Origin of the sequence: Pseudomonas sp. WS 5412 (assembly GCF_012985615.1) — a bacterium.
GTDB classification, from domain to species: domain Bacteria; phylum Pseudomonadota; class Gammaproteobacteria; order Pseudomonadales; family Pseudomonadaceae; genus Aquipseudomonas; species Aquipseudomonas shahriarae.
Window position 1 is genome coordinate 33,554 of record NZ_JAARMB010000030.1, and the last position, 12,940, is coordinate 46,493.

Consider the following 12,940-nt stretch of genomic DNA (forward strand, 5'->3'; position numbering starts at 1 on the left):
TATGCCTATGGAGATCAGACGGCGACCACGGGGAAATCCACCGTGGTGTCGGCGATGTGGTTGGTGTAGTTGGTGAGCGTGTTCAGCGCGACGTTGGCGATCACTTCCAGTATCAGGCCGTCGTCGAGCCCCGCGCGGCGGTAGTTGGCCATGGCGTCGGCCGACACCACGCCGCGTTGCTCGACCAGCGCGCGGGCAAAGCCGGCGATTGCATCGTCAAGTGCGTTGGCCGCCTGGCCGGTGCGGGCCGCGGCGATGGCCTCTGCCGACAGTCCGGCACCTTTGCCGATCAGGGTGTGTGCGCTCAGGCAATACTGGCAGCGATTGGCTTGACCGGCAGCGAGCGCAACGATCTCGCGCTGGGAGGCATTCAGGCGGCCGGTGCCCAGCGTTTCGGACAAGCCGAGGTAGCCATTGAGCGCCGCCGGCGCGTGGGCCAGCGTGGCGAACAGGTTCGGCACCATGCCAAGCTTGGCTTTGACGGCCTTGAGTGTGGCAGCGGTAGCGGCGTCAGCGGTGTCGATGGTCAGGGGGGCGATTTGGGTCATGTCTATCTCCGTAGTGGGTGAGGTGCAAGAGCACGTGGGCATGATCGCCCTTTGTTTGGTACGATATGGCACGTAAAGTATCAAATACGTAACCTATCGTCTTATATGGAGAGTGGAATGGCGGATCGACTGGCCGGCTTGCTCCGGCACTACTCGCTTTCGGCGCGCGTTTTTCACAGCGGCGCCTTCTGTGGGCAGCATCATTACGCGGCGCCGCATGGCTATATCCATCTGGTGCGGCGCGGCCCGATTACGGCGCGTTCGCCCGTGCATGAAGATCTGCTGGTTACCGAGCCGAGCCTGCTGTTTTATCCGCGCGTGGCGTCGCATCGTTTTGTCGCCGCCCCCGGCGATACCGCTGAGCGGTTGTGTGCGGAGGTCGACCTGGGCGCTTCGACGGGCAATCCGTTGGCCATGGCCTTGCCGTCGATGCTGCTGATTCCGTTGGCGGACTTGCCCGGCCTCGGGCCGACGCTAGAGTTGCTGTTTGCCGAAGCCGAGCGCGACCAGTGCGGTCGGCAGGCCGCCATCGACCGCTTGTGCGAGTTGCTACTGATCCAGTTGCTGCGTTATCTGATGGATGGGCGGCTTGGCGCCACCGGACTGCTGGCGGGCCTGGCCGACCCGAAACTCGCGCGCGCCATAACCGCCATGCACGATGCGCCGCAGACCGCGTGGTCGCTCGAGGCGCTGGCGGCGAAGGCGGGCATGTCACGCGCGCGCTTCGCCGCCGCGTTCAAGGACGCGGTGGGCGTCACGCCGGGCGACTATCTGGCCGACTGGCGGATGAACGTCAGTTGCACCCTGCTCAAGCAGGGGCGGCCGGTGGCGGTGGTGGCCGACCGCGTCGGCTACGGCAGCCCGAACGCTCTGGCGCGCGCCTTCCGCGTGCGCATGGGCTGCGCCCCGCGCGACTGGCTGGCGCAGCAGCGCGGTGACGCGGCGCTCAGCGGTTCGTGAGTTTGAGTTCGATTCGCCGGTTCTTGGCGTAGGCGGCGCCGGTGTTGCGCTCGTCGAGCGGGTGAAATTCGCATCACGCCGGAACAACTGGCGGAACTCCAGGTGGCGATCCGTCAACGGCTGGTCAGTCTGTTCGTGCGGCGCGGCCGGCTGGACAAGGCTGAGTCAGTGGCGCAGGTAGCTGGATGACGCTGTCCCGCCCTGAGCCGACGCTCACAGGCGGGGATTTCCAGTGTCGTCATTGTCGGCTATTGGCCGGCAGCAGCCCGTCGTTGCCTGATGGATCCAACCCCTCCGCTGCTATAGTGCAGTCGGCTTCTGACGTTCAGTGCAGCCGTCTTCTGAAAACGACAGGTTGAACGCCAAAGAGGGGGCGGGAGCGCTGCAACCGGAGCAGCGTCAGAGCCTCCAGAATCGCCCACACAACGCGGAAGCTGTCAGTCAGGGGGCAAGCCTACCTTGGCACCAGAAACGCGCCCAGGAGGCCGCAGGGGGCGATTTTGGCCGCTGCAACTGTCCAACCTTGGCCGGGCCTCGCCGGGCCGAGTGGGGCGGCCTTCGACCAGGGCGGGCCGGCGACCGTCCGTCGGGCATGGAGGGGACGATAGAGAAAACGGACAAAATCGTACGCTAAGCGTGCGGCCTGTCAGGTTGAGGCCCTAGAGGTTGCAGGCGAGTCGTCAGAAAATGCTGGAATCGGCCCTATTCTGACACTGCCCAAGGTTCCGGCCTGACGCCCAGTTAGGGCATAGCTCAATATGGGGTTATGCCGAGATAAGGCAAAAATTAGGACATTCGTTCTGCAAGATATTGAACTAAAAGGAAATTTATTGAGTTCTTGATTGCTGGTCATCCCCCGCCTGACTAGCCGTCTATGCTGATGTTTTGCCTTACTTGGGGGATGAACTCAATGGCTTCGGTGGAAAGGACAGCCTACCCGCTCTTGCCCAGTCAGTTGCCAGCTAAGGAGCTGCATCGATGCTATTCCCTGTCTGATTCAGAGATCGAATGGGTCAATAACACCGCTAAGAGTCCAGCGCTATCGATTGGGCTGGCAATCCAACTAAAGGTGTTTCAGCAGCTACACTATTTTGTTCCGTTCGAGGAGCTTCCTCAGGAGCTCATCAGTCATGTCCGACAATGCCTTCGCTACGGCGCACGAATAGCTCCGCGCTACAGCAACCCCCGCACCCTTTACCGACACCAAGCGGCGGTTCGGCAGTACCTGCAGGTTACACCCTTCTATAGCAGCGACGGGCTAGCGATCACTGAGGAAATCGCACGTGACTGCGCTGTAGTGCTTGAGCAGCGAGTCGATCTCATTAATGCCATGCTTGATGAGCTGATTCAGCGTGGCTATGAGCTTCCGGCTTATTCGACGCTCAACAACATCGCAGAAACCGCTTTGGCGAGTGCTCAGGAAGTTACCTTCAACCTGATCGTGCTCCGAGCGCCAATCGAGGTGATCTACAAGCTAAAGGAGCTGCTCGACACGGATTTCGGGCGTCGGCAGAGTGACTTCAACGCACTCAAGCAGGCACCCAAGAAGCCTTCCCGCAAGCACCTGGAGGTGTTGATCGACCACCTGGCGTGGTTAGAGAGCTTCGGAGATCTGGATGCCATTCTTGAGGGGGTCGTCGATGCTAAGATCCGCCACTTCGCCACCCAAGCCGCCGCGTCGGACGTCGCCGAGCTGAAGGACTGCTCGCTGCCGAAACGCTACACACTGATGCTGGCCTTGATCTATCGGATGCGGGTGCGAACTCGGGATCACCTGGCCGAGATGTTCATCCGACGGATTTCGACGATCCACAAACGCGCCAAGGAGGAGTTGGAGCAAATCCAGGCGCGGCAACGCCAGAAGCTGGAGCAACTGGCGGCCACCCTGGATGGCGTGGTGCAGATTCTTGTTCAGGAACCGGATGACCAGGAGGCTGGCAGTCTGATCCGGGAATTCCTCTCTCCCGATGGCAACCTGGATCGGTTGCGCGAGACTTGCGCCGAAGTCCAGGCTACGGGCGGTAACAACTACCTGCCGCTGATCTGGAAGCACTTCAAGTCCCATCGCTCGCTGTTGTTCCGTCTGAGCCACCTTCTTCAACTGGAACCCACGACTCAGGATCGCTCACTTATCCAGGCGCTTCAGCTCATCCAGGACAGCGAAAATCTACACCGCGAGTGGATCGACGAGCATGTCGACTTGTCGTTTGCGTCGGAGCGCTGGGTTAAGGTCGTGCGTCGTCCTGCCAGTGAAGGGCCACCTACCAACCGGCGCTATCTGGAAGTCTGCGTGTTCTCTTACCTGGCCAGTGAGCTGCGCTCGGGTGATATGTGCGTGCTGGGGTCGGAATCTTTCGCCGACTACCGTAAGCAGTTGCTGCCCTGGGAAGAATGTTTCCATCGTCTACCGGCCTACTGCGAAAAGGTGGGGCTGCCTGGCACGGCGAAGGAGTTTGTCGCCTCCCTCAAGATTCAGCTGGAGGAAACCGCGCAGCATCTGGATGAAAAATTCCCTTCTTGCCGAGGTGACGTATCGATCAATGAAGCCGGCGAACCGGTGCTACGCCGAGTGATAGCGCGGGACATCCCGCCTTCGGCCATCTCGCTACAGACGGCGCTTATGCAGCGCATGCCGGCCAGGCACGTGCTCGACATCATGGCCAACATTGAGCATTGGATTCAGTTCACTCGGCATTTCGGGCCGATGTCCGGCAACGAGCCAAAGCTCAAAGAACCGGCCGAGCGCTACCTGATGACGATCTTCGCCATGGGCTGCAACCTTGGCCCCAACCAGGCCGCACGGCATCTGGCCGGTAATGTCACGCCGCACATGCTGTCCTATACGAATCGCCGCCATCTCTCGCTTGAGAAGTTAGACAAGGCTAACCGCGAGCTGGTGGAACTCTATCTGCAACTTGACCTGCCCAAGCTCTGGGGCGATGGCAAGGCGGTGGCCGCGGACGGTACGCAGTTCGACTTCTATGACGACAATCTGCTGGCCGGCTACCACTTCCGCTATCGCAAGATGGGGGCCGTGGCGTACCGACACGTGGCCAATAACTACATCGCGGTGTTCCAGCACTTCATCCCGCCTGGTATCTGGGAGGCAATCTATGTGATTGAGGGGTTGCTCAAGGTCGACCTCAGCGTCGAACCCGATACGGTGTACTCTGACACCCAGGGCCAGTCGGCCACGGTGTTCGCCTTCACTCATCTGCTGGGCATCAATCTGATGCCGCGTATCCGCAACTGGCGCGACCTGGTGATGTGCCGGCCAGATCGCGGCGTTTCGTATAAACACATCAACCGTCTGTTCACCGACACCGCCGACTGGCACCTGATCGAAACCCACTGGCAGGATCTGATGCAGGTCGCGTTGTCAATCCAGGCCGGCAAGATTTCCTCACCTATGCTACTGCGCAAACTTGGCTCCTACAGTCGGCGCAACAAGCTCTATCATGCCGCGCAAGCGCTGGGCAGCGTGATCCGGACGATCTTCCTACTCAACTGGATCGGCAGCCGCGAGTTGCGCCAGGAAGTCACCGCCAACACCAATAAGATCGAGTCCTACAACGGCTTCTCTAAGTGGCTGTCCTTTGGCGGTGACGTGATCGCCGAAAACGATCCGGACGAGCAACAGAAACGCCTGCGCTACAACGACATGGTGGCCTCGTCGGTGATCCTGCAGAACACCGTGGACATGATGCGCATCCTGCAGAAGCTCGCCCGTGATGGCTGGCAGTTCACTGACGACGACGTATCGTTTCTCAGCCCCTACCTAACCAGCAATGTCAAACGTTTTGGGGAGTTCAACCTGAAACTCAAACGCCCACCGGAACCCTGGATCAAGGATTCCATTTTCCAGCAGGCTGCGGGATCAATGCGTGCGAAACAGATGTCTGACAGCAACGTTGAGGTGACGAACTGATGCATATCCCGCCAGCTTCGTTCCGCGTGACACCTTATGGGGACGTCGATACCAAGGTACTCGACTCTCTGCGTGCAAGCTACGACACCGCTCAGTTGCTCAACTTGGTCGACCGGCTGGATGCCTGCCTTGCTGAAATCGGAGGGGTCGGCAGCATTCGAGAAGACTTCCTACGCCTGCATGGCATGGCCATGACGGTACTGGAAGGTTTCCCCCTCACTGTGGCTACCAGTGATGTCGACAGTATTTGGGCGCAGGCGATGGCCCTTCAAGAGGATATTTCTGCTTTATGTTCATGCTTGCAGGCGGGTTCTAAACACGTTGCTCCTTTGGCAGCGCTTGCTCCTGACTATCAGGACTAGACTATTCGTGCAAATGGGCTGCCGGCAGACTGAATACAATGGAGGTGCAGAGTAAAACTGATGCTGCAGGACTGACGAGTAACTCTATAGCATCGCTGTACTGTGGGGTGAATTTGACTCTGGGTAGCCGGTTTTGACGCCCTGTAGGCACGCTGCCATCCTCCCGGGCATCGGCCTAGATAAAACTACTGACGAAGCCTTCGGGCTTACATTAGTGAATCGCCCCGGGTTTCGTGGAGGCTGTTTCGTTTAAGTCAGGCCGCTATGGCCTGACCTGTTTGTTGCTGGTGGAAGTTTGCCTCAGCCTCCGCAGGCGGGATATACCCGATTGAGCTCAACAGCCGCTGGTGGTTGTACCAGTGCACCCATTTCAAGGTCGCCATCTCAACAGCTTCGCGGCTCTTCCATGATTGACGGTAAATCAGCTCGGCCTTGTACAGTCCGTTGATGGTTTCGGCCAAGGCGTTGTCGTAGCTATCGCCCTTGCTGCCAACCGAAGGCTCAATGCCGGCCTCTGCCAGCCGCTCGGTGTAGCGAATAGAGACGTACTGGCTGCCACGGTCGCTGTGATGAATCAGTCCACCGGCACGGTGTGGCTGGCGGCCGTACAGGGCCTGCTCCAGGGCATCCAGTACGAAGTCGGTCTTCATGCTGCTACTGACTCGCCACCCCACGATGCGCCGCGCAAAGACGTCGATCACGAAGGCCACATACAGCCATCCCTGCCAGGTCGACACGTAAGTGAAATCCGACACCCACAGCTGGTTGGGGCGGTCGGCCTGGAATTGGCGCTGGACACGATCCAGCGGACAGAGCGACTTGTCTCCGGCCACCGTTGTCCGCACGACCTGACCGCGCCTTATGCCCTGCAATCCAGCTCGACGCATCAACCGTTCCACCGTGCATCTGGCTGCCTCGATACCTTCTCGCCGGAGCTGCTTCCAAACCTTCACCGCGCCATAGCACTGCATGTTGGTGTCCCACACGCGCTGGATCTCCAAGCTCAACGCCTCATCGCGCTGAGCACGGCAACAACGCAGTGCCGGATTACGCAGTTGGGCCGCATGTCTGCGGTAACCGGACGGGGCGATCTGCAAGACACGGCAGATCGACTCGACCCCGAGACGGTCACGGTACTGATCGACAAAAGCCCTCAGGACTTGGTGCGGCGGTCGAGCTCCGCCTGGGCAAAATACGCACTGGCCAGACGCAGAATTTCATTGGCCTTACGCAATTCCCGGTTCTCCCGCTCCAACGCCTTGATGCGTTCACGCTCTTCGGTGGTCGGGCCTGGACGCTGACCTGCGTCGGTCTGATGACGGCGAATCCAGCCATGCAACGTTTGCGCTGCACAGCCAATCTTCGGCGCGATGGCTTCAATGGCGGCCCACTCGGAGGAGTAGTCGTTCAAATGCTCCAGAACCATGCGCACGGCACGTTCACGGACTTCAGGGGAGTAGGTCGTAGTCTTTCTCATGGTCTCATCTTCTCAAGAGTTGAGGCCTCCACGAAACCCGGGGCGATTCATTAGCCACGAGCGGACTTGCATTAAATCTCAATGGACTCACGCTTTCTAAAAAAAACCAGAGCCACTTTCCAGAGGCAAAGATTAGTCGTCGTGACGGGTACTGACCTCTGGTGTGCAGGGGTGATCAGGCTCGGATGCCGCTCTCTTATCCGCGCGCGATATGAAGCGCTGATAGCATTCAAGGCCACAGAAGTGCACGACGTACTCGGTACCTTCCGGCGTCAGTGCGGCGTCAAGGGAAATTTCCTTGCAACATTCGCAGCAACTGATAGTGGGGGTGTCGTTTGCGTTCATGATGGGGTTTCTCCATCGTCCAAGAAAACCTAGTAACTCTTCCACACCTGCGATCGAACCTGCGCGCAGATCGACCTGCGGCTGGCAGTGCAGCAACAATTCCCAACGCTCCCAAGCCTGCCGCAACTCGGCAGCGGAGACCGCGCCGTGCTCCGAGCGGGTCACGCCCGCTTCCGAAAGGCCCGTAGAGCCGCTCTCAGGAAGAGGACGAAGAGAACCGTCAGCACGAGCGTCGCGAGGCTCCAATGCTCGCTGACGAAGGCCCCGGCCGCAGTCCCCGAGAGCAGTAATGCCAGCACCGGCAGATGGCAGGGGCAAGTGAGCGCGGCGAGCACACCCCACGTGTAGGCGTGCCAGCGGGGCATCTTGATTGATTCGGATTGGTTGGTATTACGCATGGGTGTGACCTTCGATGGCACGATGAGTCAGCCCGGCCAACTCCGTTTTCACTGCGTCTAAAGCTGCCAGCCGGGTCGCGATTTGCCCAAGCAAGCGGTCGATACACCCGATCACATCGGTACTATCGTCTGCATCGAGCGCTCGACAGAGCCGCGCCAATTCGTCGAGCCCGATACCGGACTCAAAGGCGGCACGTACGAAGCACAGCCGCGCCAGGGACCGCTCATCGAAAATGCCGTAACCGCTTTCCGTGCGCCGCGCGGGGTGCAGCAAGCCGCGCAGCATATAATCTCGGACTATATGGACACTGACGCCCGCGTCCTCGGCCAATCTGGATATGGAGTAGGCATTCATCGCCGACACTCCCGACCTTCACCGCAAACTGGGGCGCTCAGATATTTCCTTCCGGCTAGGCGCTCAGGTAGCCAGATGAGCAACGGTGCAGCTCCCAGAGCCAGTAGCAGCCACAACCTGGAGAGATGCTCGCCGTTTTGGTCAAACACATAAGCCAATAGCGCACCAACTGCGAGCAACAGGAAGTGAGGCCCCGTTATGTAGCAGTGAAGGCGGCGACAACGCGTGGCGTTGACCAGGCAGGCGCCGCCCATCACGGCCAGCGCGGCGCCTGCTGCCAGGAACAACGCGGGGCGTCGATTAGACAGAACAATCGCTATCGTCGCCACGACGGCAGGCAGGCCCCAGAAGCTGACCAACTGCCATGTCTTGCGTAGGCTGTCGCACCTACCGAGATCGTCTGCCGTGTTGCTCATGTTTCAACCTCCCTCTCTCATTACCCTGCGCAGCAGGACAATTGTTTGACGTCTTTGTTAAAGGTCTGTGCGGCGAGTTTCAGTCCCTCGACCATCGTCAGGTAGGGGAACAACTGGTCAGCCAATTCCTGCACGGTCATACGGTTGCGGATGGCGAGTACCGCCGTCTGGATCAGTTCTCCTGCTTCCGGGGCCACAGCCTGCACTCCCAGCAGTCGGCCGGAGCCCGCTTCGGCAACCAACTTGATGAAACCCCGCGTGTCGAAGTTGGCCAACGCGCGCGGCACGTTGTCCAGGGTCAAGGTGCGGCTGTCGGTTTCGATCCCGGCGTGCTGCGCTTCGGCTTCGCTGTAGCCGACGGTGGCCACTTGCGGATCGGTGAACACCACGGCCGGCATGACGTCGAGATTGAGCTTGGCCTCGCCGCCGGTCATGTTGATTGCCGCGCGGGTGCCAGCCGCTGCCGCGACGTAGACGAACTGCGGTTGGTCGGTGCAGTCGCCGGCCGCATAGATATCCGCTGCGCTGGTGCGCATGCGCTCGTCGATCTGGATGCCGCCGCGCTCGTCCAGCTGCACGTCGGCCGCTTCCAGGTTCAGGCCCTGGGTATTGGGCGTGCGGCCGGTGGCGACGAGCAGTTGGTCGGCACGTAACTCACCATGGTTGGTGGCCAGTACGAACTCGCCGTTGGCGTGGGACACCTGGCTGGCTTGCGTTTGCTCCAGCACTTCGATGCCCTCCATACGGAAGGCCTCCGTCACCGCCGCGCCGATGGCCGGGTCTTCGTGGAAGAACATCGCACTGCGTGCCAGGATCGTGACCTCGCTACCCAGCCGGGCGAAGGCCTGCGCCAGTTCCACTGCCACTACGGAGGCGCCGATCACGGCGAGCCGCTTAGGGATTGTATCGCTCGCCAGTGCCTGGTCTGAGGTCCAGTACGGCGTGTCTTTCAGTCCTGGAATCGGTGGAACGGCCGCGCTTGCGCCGGTGGCGACCAGGCAGCGGTCGAAGGCTACGATGTGCTCGCCACCCTCGGCCAGTTTCACGCTGAGCGTGTGGCCGTCCTGGAAACGGGCGGTGCCGCGCAGCACGCTGATCGCCGGCGTGCTCTCCAGGATGCTTTCGTACTTGGCGTGGCGCAGTTCGGCGACACGGTCTTGTTGCTGCGCGAGCAGACGTTCGCGTAGGACGGTCGGCGTCATGGCGGAAAGCCCGGCGTCGAACGGGCTCTCGCGGCGCAGATGGGCCACATGCGCGGCACGAATCATGATCTTGGAGGGCACGCAGCCCACGTTGACGCAGGTGCCGCCGATGATGCCGCGCTCGATCAGGGTGACGCGGGCACCGCCTTCCACCGCCTTGAGCGCGGCCGCCATGGCGGCGCCACCACTGCCGATGACCGCGACGTGGAGCTTGTCGCCCTCTTTCCCGGCGTCAGTGCTGCTCAACCAACCCCGTGCCTTATCGAGCAGGCCAGGACGGGCTTGTACCATGGCGTCTTCGAACGCCGCTCGATACCCCAGGGCCTCGACAGCGGCCTGCATCTGCTCACGGCTTGCGCCCTCGTCGACCTTCAGTTCGGCCTTCCCGCTGGCGTAGGAAACATCCGCCCGATGCACGCCCGGAATCTTCTCCAAGGCCTCTTTCACATGCACGACACAGGAGGCGCAGGTCATACCAATGATTTTCAGTTCGGTCATTTCGTTACTCATTAGATCGTCTCTTGTCAGGTTCACTGGTTTGGCGGCGTCGGACAGGCATCCGGCCCACAACGGCGATGAGCGGGCGACACGAGATCCCATATCGACACCCCAAACATGAGGGCCAGGCCGATATAGAGCAGCCAACCGCTCCGCCAGCCATAAGCCCGCATAAAAAATACCGCTGCCAGTACCAGGGTAGGACCGATCAGGCCGAGCGCAGTCCGTCGCCACTGCCGATGATTGAGCCAGCCGAGGGCATTGACGAGCAGAGCCAGTCCAGCAAACAGAGGCAGCAGCGTGGTGATGAACAGGCCTTCCCACTGGCTCAAAAAGCCCAGACCGAACGCGGCCCCCAGACTAGCAAGGGCGGGAAAGCACATGGCGCAGCCTATGGCAGAAATCAGCACGCCGACGGAGCCGGCTTTGTCACCGATCCGCGTGAACAGATTGAGAGGATTTGCCATCGGAAGTCCCTCCTATTGCTTGACGCTGGACGGATAGCCAGCGTCCTCGGTCGCCTTAGTCAGCGCCAGGGCATTGGTCTTGGTATCGTCGAAGGTGACGATGGCCTCGCGGTTCTCGAAACTCACCTCAGCCTTGGTCACGCCATCGACCTTGGTCAACGCCGTCTTCACCGTAATCGGGCAGGCGGCGCAGGTCATGCCCGGCACCGCCAGGGTGACGGTCTGCGTGGCCGCCCAGACGGGTGTGGCGACCAGGCTGGCGAGGGCTAAGGATGCGAGCAGTTTTCTCATGGTGAACTCCTGATCAGTAGAACAAGGGAAGGATGTAGGGGAAGCCGAGCGCGACCAGCACCAAGGCCGCCACCAGCCAGTACAGCAGCTTGTAGGAGGTACGTACCTGAGGGATGGCGCAGACCTCGCCCGGTGCGCAGGCTTGAGCGGGGCGGAAAATGCGCCGGTAGGCGAAGAACAGCGCCACCAGTGCCGCGCCGATGAAGAGCGGGCGGTACGGTTCCAGCACGGTCAGGTTACCGATCCAGGCCCCGCTGAATCCCAGTGCGATCAGAATCAGCGGCCCGAGACAGCAAGCCGAGGCGAGAATCGCCGCAAGCCCCCCGGCGACAAGAGGGGCGCGCCCGTTTGATGGTTCAGACATGCATTTCTCCTTTCGAGCATTTGATCGATGGTTTAAGGTTAGTCCCGTAGTCATGTACGGAATCAAGCGGTATGAAAAACAATTTGGAAAGCCTGACCATTGGCGCTTTCGCCAAGGCGGCCGGGGTCAACGTGGAAACCATCCGGTTCTATCAACGCAAGGCGCTGTTACCCGAACCGGACAAGCCCTACGGCAGCATTCGCCGTTACGGTGAGGCGGATGTCGCCCGGGTGAAATTCGTTAAATCCGCGCAACGGCTGGGCTTTAGCCTCGATGAAGTGGCCGGGCTGTTGAGGCTGGATGACGGTGCTCACTGCGATGAAGCGCGTGTGCTCGCCGAGCAGAAGCTTGGGGATGTGCGTGGCAAGCTCGCGGATCTGCGACGGATCGAGTCAGTTTTGGAGCAACTGGTTCACGACTGTTGTGCGAGCCACGGGACTGTTTCCTGTCCGCTGATCGTTTCGCTGCATGGGGACAACTCGGGCGTTAACCGAGGATTTCCCGTTGCGTAAGGCGCCCCTGTTGGTCGGCTTGCGCTTAGAAAAAAGCGGCGCTCAATGAGCGCCGCTGAATGGCCAAAGGAGCACTTGCAAAGGGCACAGTTTGGTATTGCTATTTGCCCTCGCGCCTCAGCAGAGTGGGCTCACGTTGCATCTGGTCGAGTAGCACAGGCTCTACTTTGCAGGCGGACAGGCGGGCTGCGCTTCGCTACGGCCTGCCGCCGTGGGGCCCAGTTGCTTAATCTCCTTGACGGTTTCCGCCACCAGGGTCGCTTCAGCCCTCTCGCGTGCAGCAATTCGCTCAATCGCTCGGTCGCTCCCGCCCTCGGCCCATACGGTGGATGACAGCAGAGTCGCACCCACTACCAGCAGCAGTCTTAGGTGTTTCATAACGGCGATCTCCTCTCGGGTTTTCGATCCACGATTCAACTCTACCTCCGTAGTTAAGTACGGAATCAAGGAGAGAGGAGATGAAGGTCCTGGATTATGGCGCTGAGAGGAAATGGCAGGGCTCCGCCATGAAGACGGCGATTGCTTCAGGGCCGTCTAGGGCTGCTGCTGGGTCGTAGTCGTAAATTTTTTCGCTCATTCTGACCTCCACTCGCTGGCGAGTTTTTTAGCCGCTTCAATATCACGGCTTTGGCTGCTTTTGTCGCCGCCGCACAACAGCAAAACGAATTCATCACCTCGCTGCTGGAAATAGGGGTTGGGGGAGCAACGGAACAGAAAGTGCACTTAAGCTCAGTCGCTGCCCCGCAAACCCTTGCAACGTCTGGATAGTTTCGAAAAACGACCGTTTTATGAAACCGTTTCCGCTATCGCGAGGAAA

At 60.3% G+C, this 12,940-nt stretch carries 15 protein-coding genes, 1 pseudogene and 1 other annotated feature; of the genes and pseudogenes, 4 read left to right on the forward strand and 12 right to left on the reverse strand.

Going from position 1 to position 12,940, the window contains the following annotated elements:
* Window positions 1-14: 14 nt before the first annotated feature.
* Window positions 15-548 (reverse strand): carboxymuconolactone decarboxylase family protein, encoded by a 534-nt coding sequence (locus tag HBR94_RS26510; protein WP_020309197.1) that lies wholly within the window; start codon window positions 546-548, stop codon window positions 15-17.
* 117 nt (window positions 549-665) lie between these two features.
* On the opposite strand from HBR94_RS26510, the gene HBR94_RS26515 reads away from it, so the two are divergent.
* The 3 genes from HBR94_RS26515 to tnpC all read left to right on the forward strand — a co-directional run bounded on the left by HBR94_RS26515 (window position 666) and on the right by tnpC (window position 5,798).
* Window positions 666-1,508: an AraC family transcriptional regulator gene (locus HBR94_RS26515; protein WP_003464996.1), complete on the forward strand. Its 843-nt coding sequence runs from the start codon at window positions 666-668 to the stop codon at window positions 1,506-1,508.
* Between the two features lie 910 nt (window positions 1,509-2,418).
* Window positions 2,419-5,436: a Tn3 family transposase gene (locus HBR94_RS26520; RefSeq protein WP_026140367.1), complete on the forward strand. Its 3,018-nt coding sequence runs from the start codon at window positions 2,419-2,421 to the stop codon at window positions 5,434-5,436.
* Window positions 5,436-5,798 carry a Tn3 family transposase post-transcriptional regulator TnpC gene (tnpC, locus tag HBR94_RS26525; protein ID WP_017849612.1) on the forward strand — a complete coding sequence of 121 codons (363 nt, stop codon included), beginning with the start codon at window positions 5,436-5,438 and terminating at the stop codon, window positions 5,796-5,798. Before HBR94_RS26520 ends, tnpC begins: the two co-directional genes overlap by 1 nt.
* A gap of 254 nt (window positions 5,799-6,052) precedes the next feature.
* Here the strand turns inward: tnpC and HBR94_RS26530 are convergent.
* The 9 genes from HBR94_RS26530 to merT form a co-directional block, all read right to left on the reverse strand.
* A protein-coding gene (locus HBR94_RS26530) for an IS3 family transposase (protein WP_143511574.1) occupies window positions 6,053-7,275 on the reverse strand; the annotation gives its coding sequence in 2 pieces (ribosomal slippage) (window positions 6,053-6,990 and window positions 6,990-7,275; 1,224 coding nt in all).
* Window positions 6,881-6,997, reverse strand: a sequence feature (AL1L pseudoknot). Its footprint overlaps the gene before it by 117 nt.
* A gap of 132 nt (window positions 7,276-7,407) precedes the next feature.
* Complete coding sequence (locus HBR94_RS26535; RefSeq protein WP_032805095.1) at window positions 7,408-7,620, reverse strand: DUF3330 domain-containing protein; 213 nt, start codon at window positions 7,618-7,620, stop codon at window positions 7,408-7,410.
* Between the two features lie 161 nt (window positions 7,621-7,781).
* Window positions 7,782-8,018: a broad-spectrum mercury transporter MerE gene (gene merE / locus HBR94_RS26540; RefSeq protein ID WP_017849613.1), complete on the reverse strand. Its 237-nt coding sequence runs from the start codon at window positions 8,016-8,018 to the stop codon at window positions 7,782-7,784.
* The gene (gene merD, locus HBR94_RS26545; RefSeq protein WP_017849614.1) at window positions 8,011-8,373 is read right to left on the reverse strand and encodes a mercuric resistance transcriptional repressor MerD; all 363 of its coding nucleotides are present in this window, start codon (window positions 8,371-8,373) and stop codon (window positions 8,011-8,013) included. Before merD ends, merE begins: the two co-directional genes overlap by 8 nt.
* Entirely contained in the window at window positions 8,370-8,789 is a 420-nt protein-coding gene (locus HBR94_RS26550; RefSeq protein WP_017849615.1) for a hypothetical protein, read from the reverse strand. The genes merD and HBR94_RS26550 overlap by 4 nt, the downstream gene beginning before the upstream one ends.
* 20 nt (window positions 8,790-8,809) lie before the next feature.
* The gene (gene merA, locus HBR94_RS26555) at window positions 8,810-10,489 is read right to left on the reverse strand and encodes a mercury(II) reductase (protein ID WP_031633059.1); all 1,680 of its coding nucleotides are present in this window, start codon (window positions 10,487-10,489) and stop codon (window positions 8,810-8,812) included.
* A 32-nt stretch (window positions 10,490-10,521) separates the two neighbouring features.
* On the reverse strand, window positions 10,522-10,956 hold the full coding sequence (gene merC / locus HBR94_RS26560) for an organomercurial transporter MerC (protein ID WP_003131881.1): 435 nt from the start codon (window positions 10,954-10,956) through the stop codon (window positions 10,522-10,524).
* A gap of 12 nt (window positions 10,957-10,968) precedes the next feature.
* Window positions 10,969-11,247, reverse strand: a complete 279-nt coding sequence (gene merP / locus HBR94_RS26565) for a mercury resistance system periplasmic binding protein MerP (RefSeq protein WP_003131880.1) — start codon at window positions 11,245-11,247, stop codon at window positions 10,969-10,971.
* Between the two features lie 13 nt (window positions 11,248-11,260).
* A complete protein-coding gene (gene merT / locus HBR94_RS26570) occupies window positions 11,261-11,611 on the reverse strand; it encodes a mercuric ion transporter MerT (RefSeq protein WP_017849617.1) in 351 nt (116 codons plus the stop codon).
* Window positions 11,612-11,682: 71 nt separating this feature from the next.
* Here merT and merR point away from each other — a divergent pair, with 71 nt between their 5' ends.
* A complete protein-coding gene (gene merR / locus HBR94_RS26575) occupies window positions 11,683-12,123 on the forward strand; it encodes an Hg(II)-responsive transcriptional regulator (protein WP_003131870.1) in 441 nt (146 codons plus the stop codon).
* Window positions 12,124-12,285: 162 nt separating this feature from the next.
* On the opposite strand, the gene HBR94_RS26580 is transcribed toward merR, so the two are convergent.
* Complete coding sequence (locus HBR94_RS26580; RefSeq protein WP_017849619.1) at window positions 12,286-12,501, reverse strand: co-regulatory protein PtrA N-terminal domain-containing protein; 216 nt, start codon at window positions 12,499-12,501, stop codon at window positions 12,286-12,288.
* 195 nt (window positions 12,502-12,696) lie between these two features.
* Window positions 12,697-12,813 (reverse strand): annotated as a pseudogene (locus tag HBR94_RS28845) (type II toxin-antitoxin system RelE/ParE family toxin); the annotation flags it as partial.
* Between the last annotated feature and the right edge of the window lie 127 nt (window positions 12,814-12,940).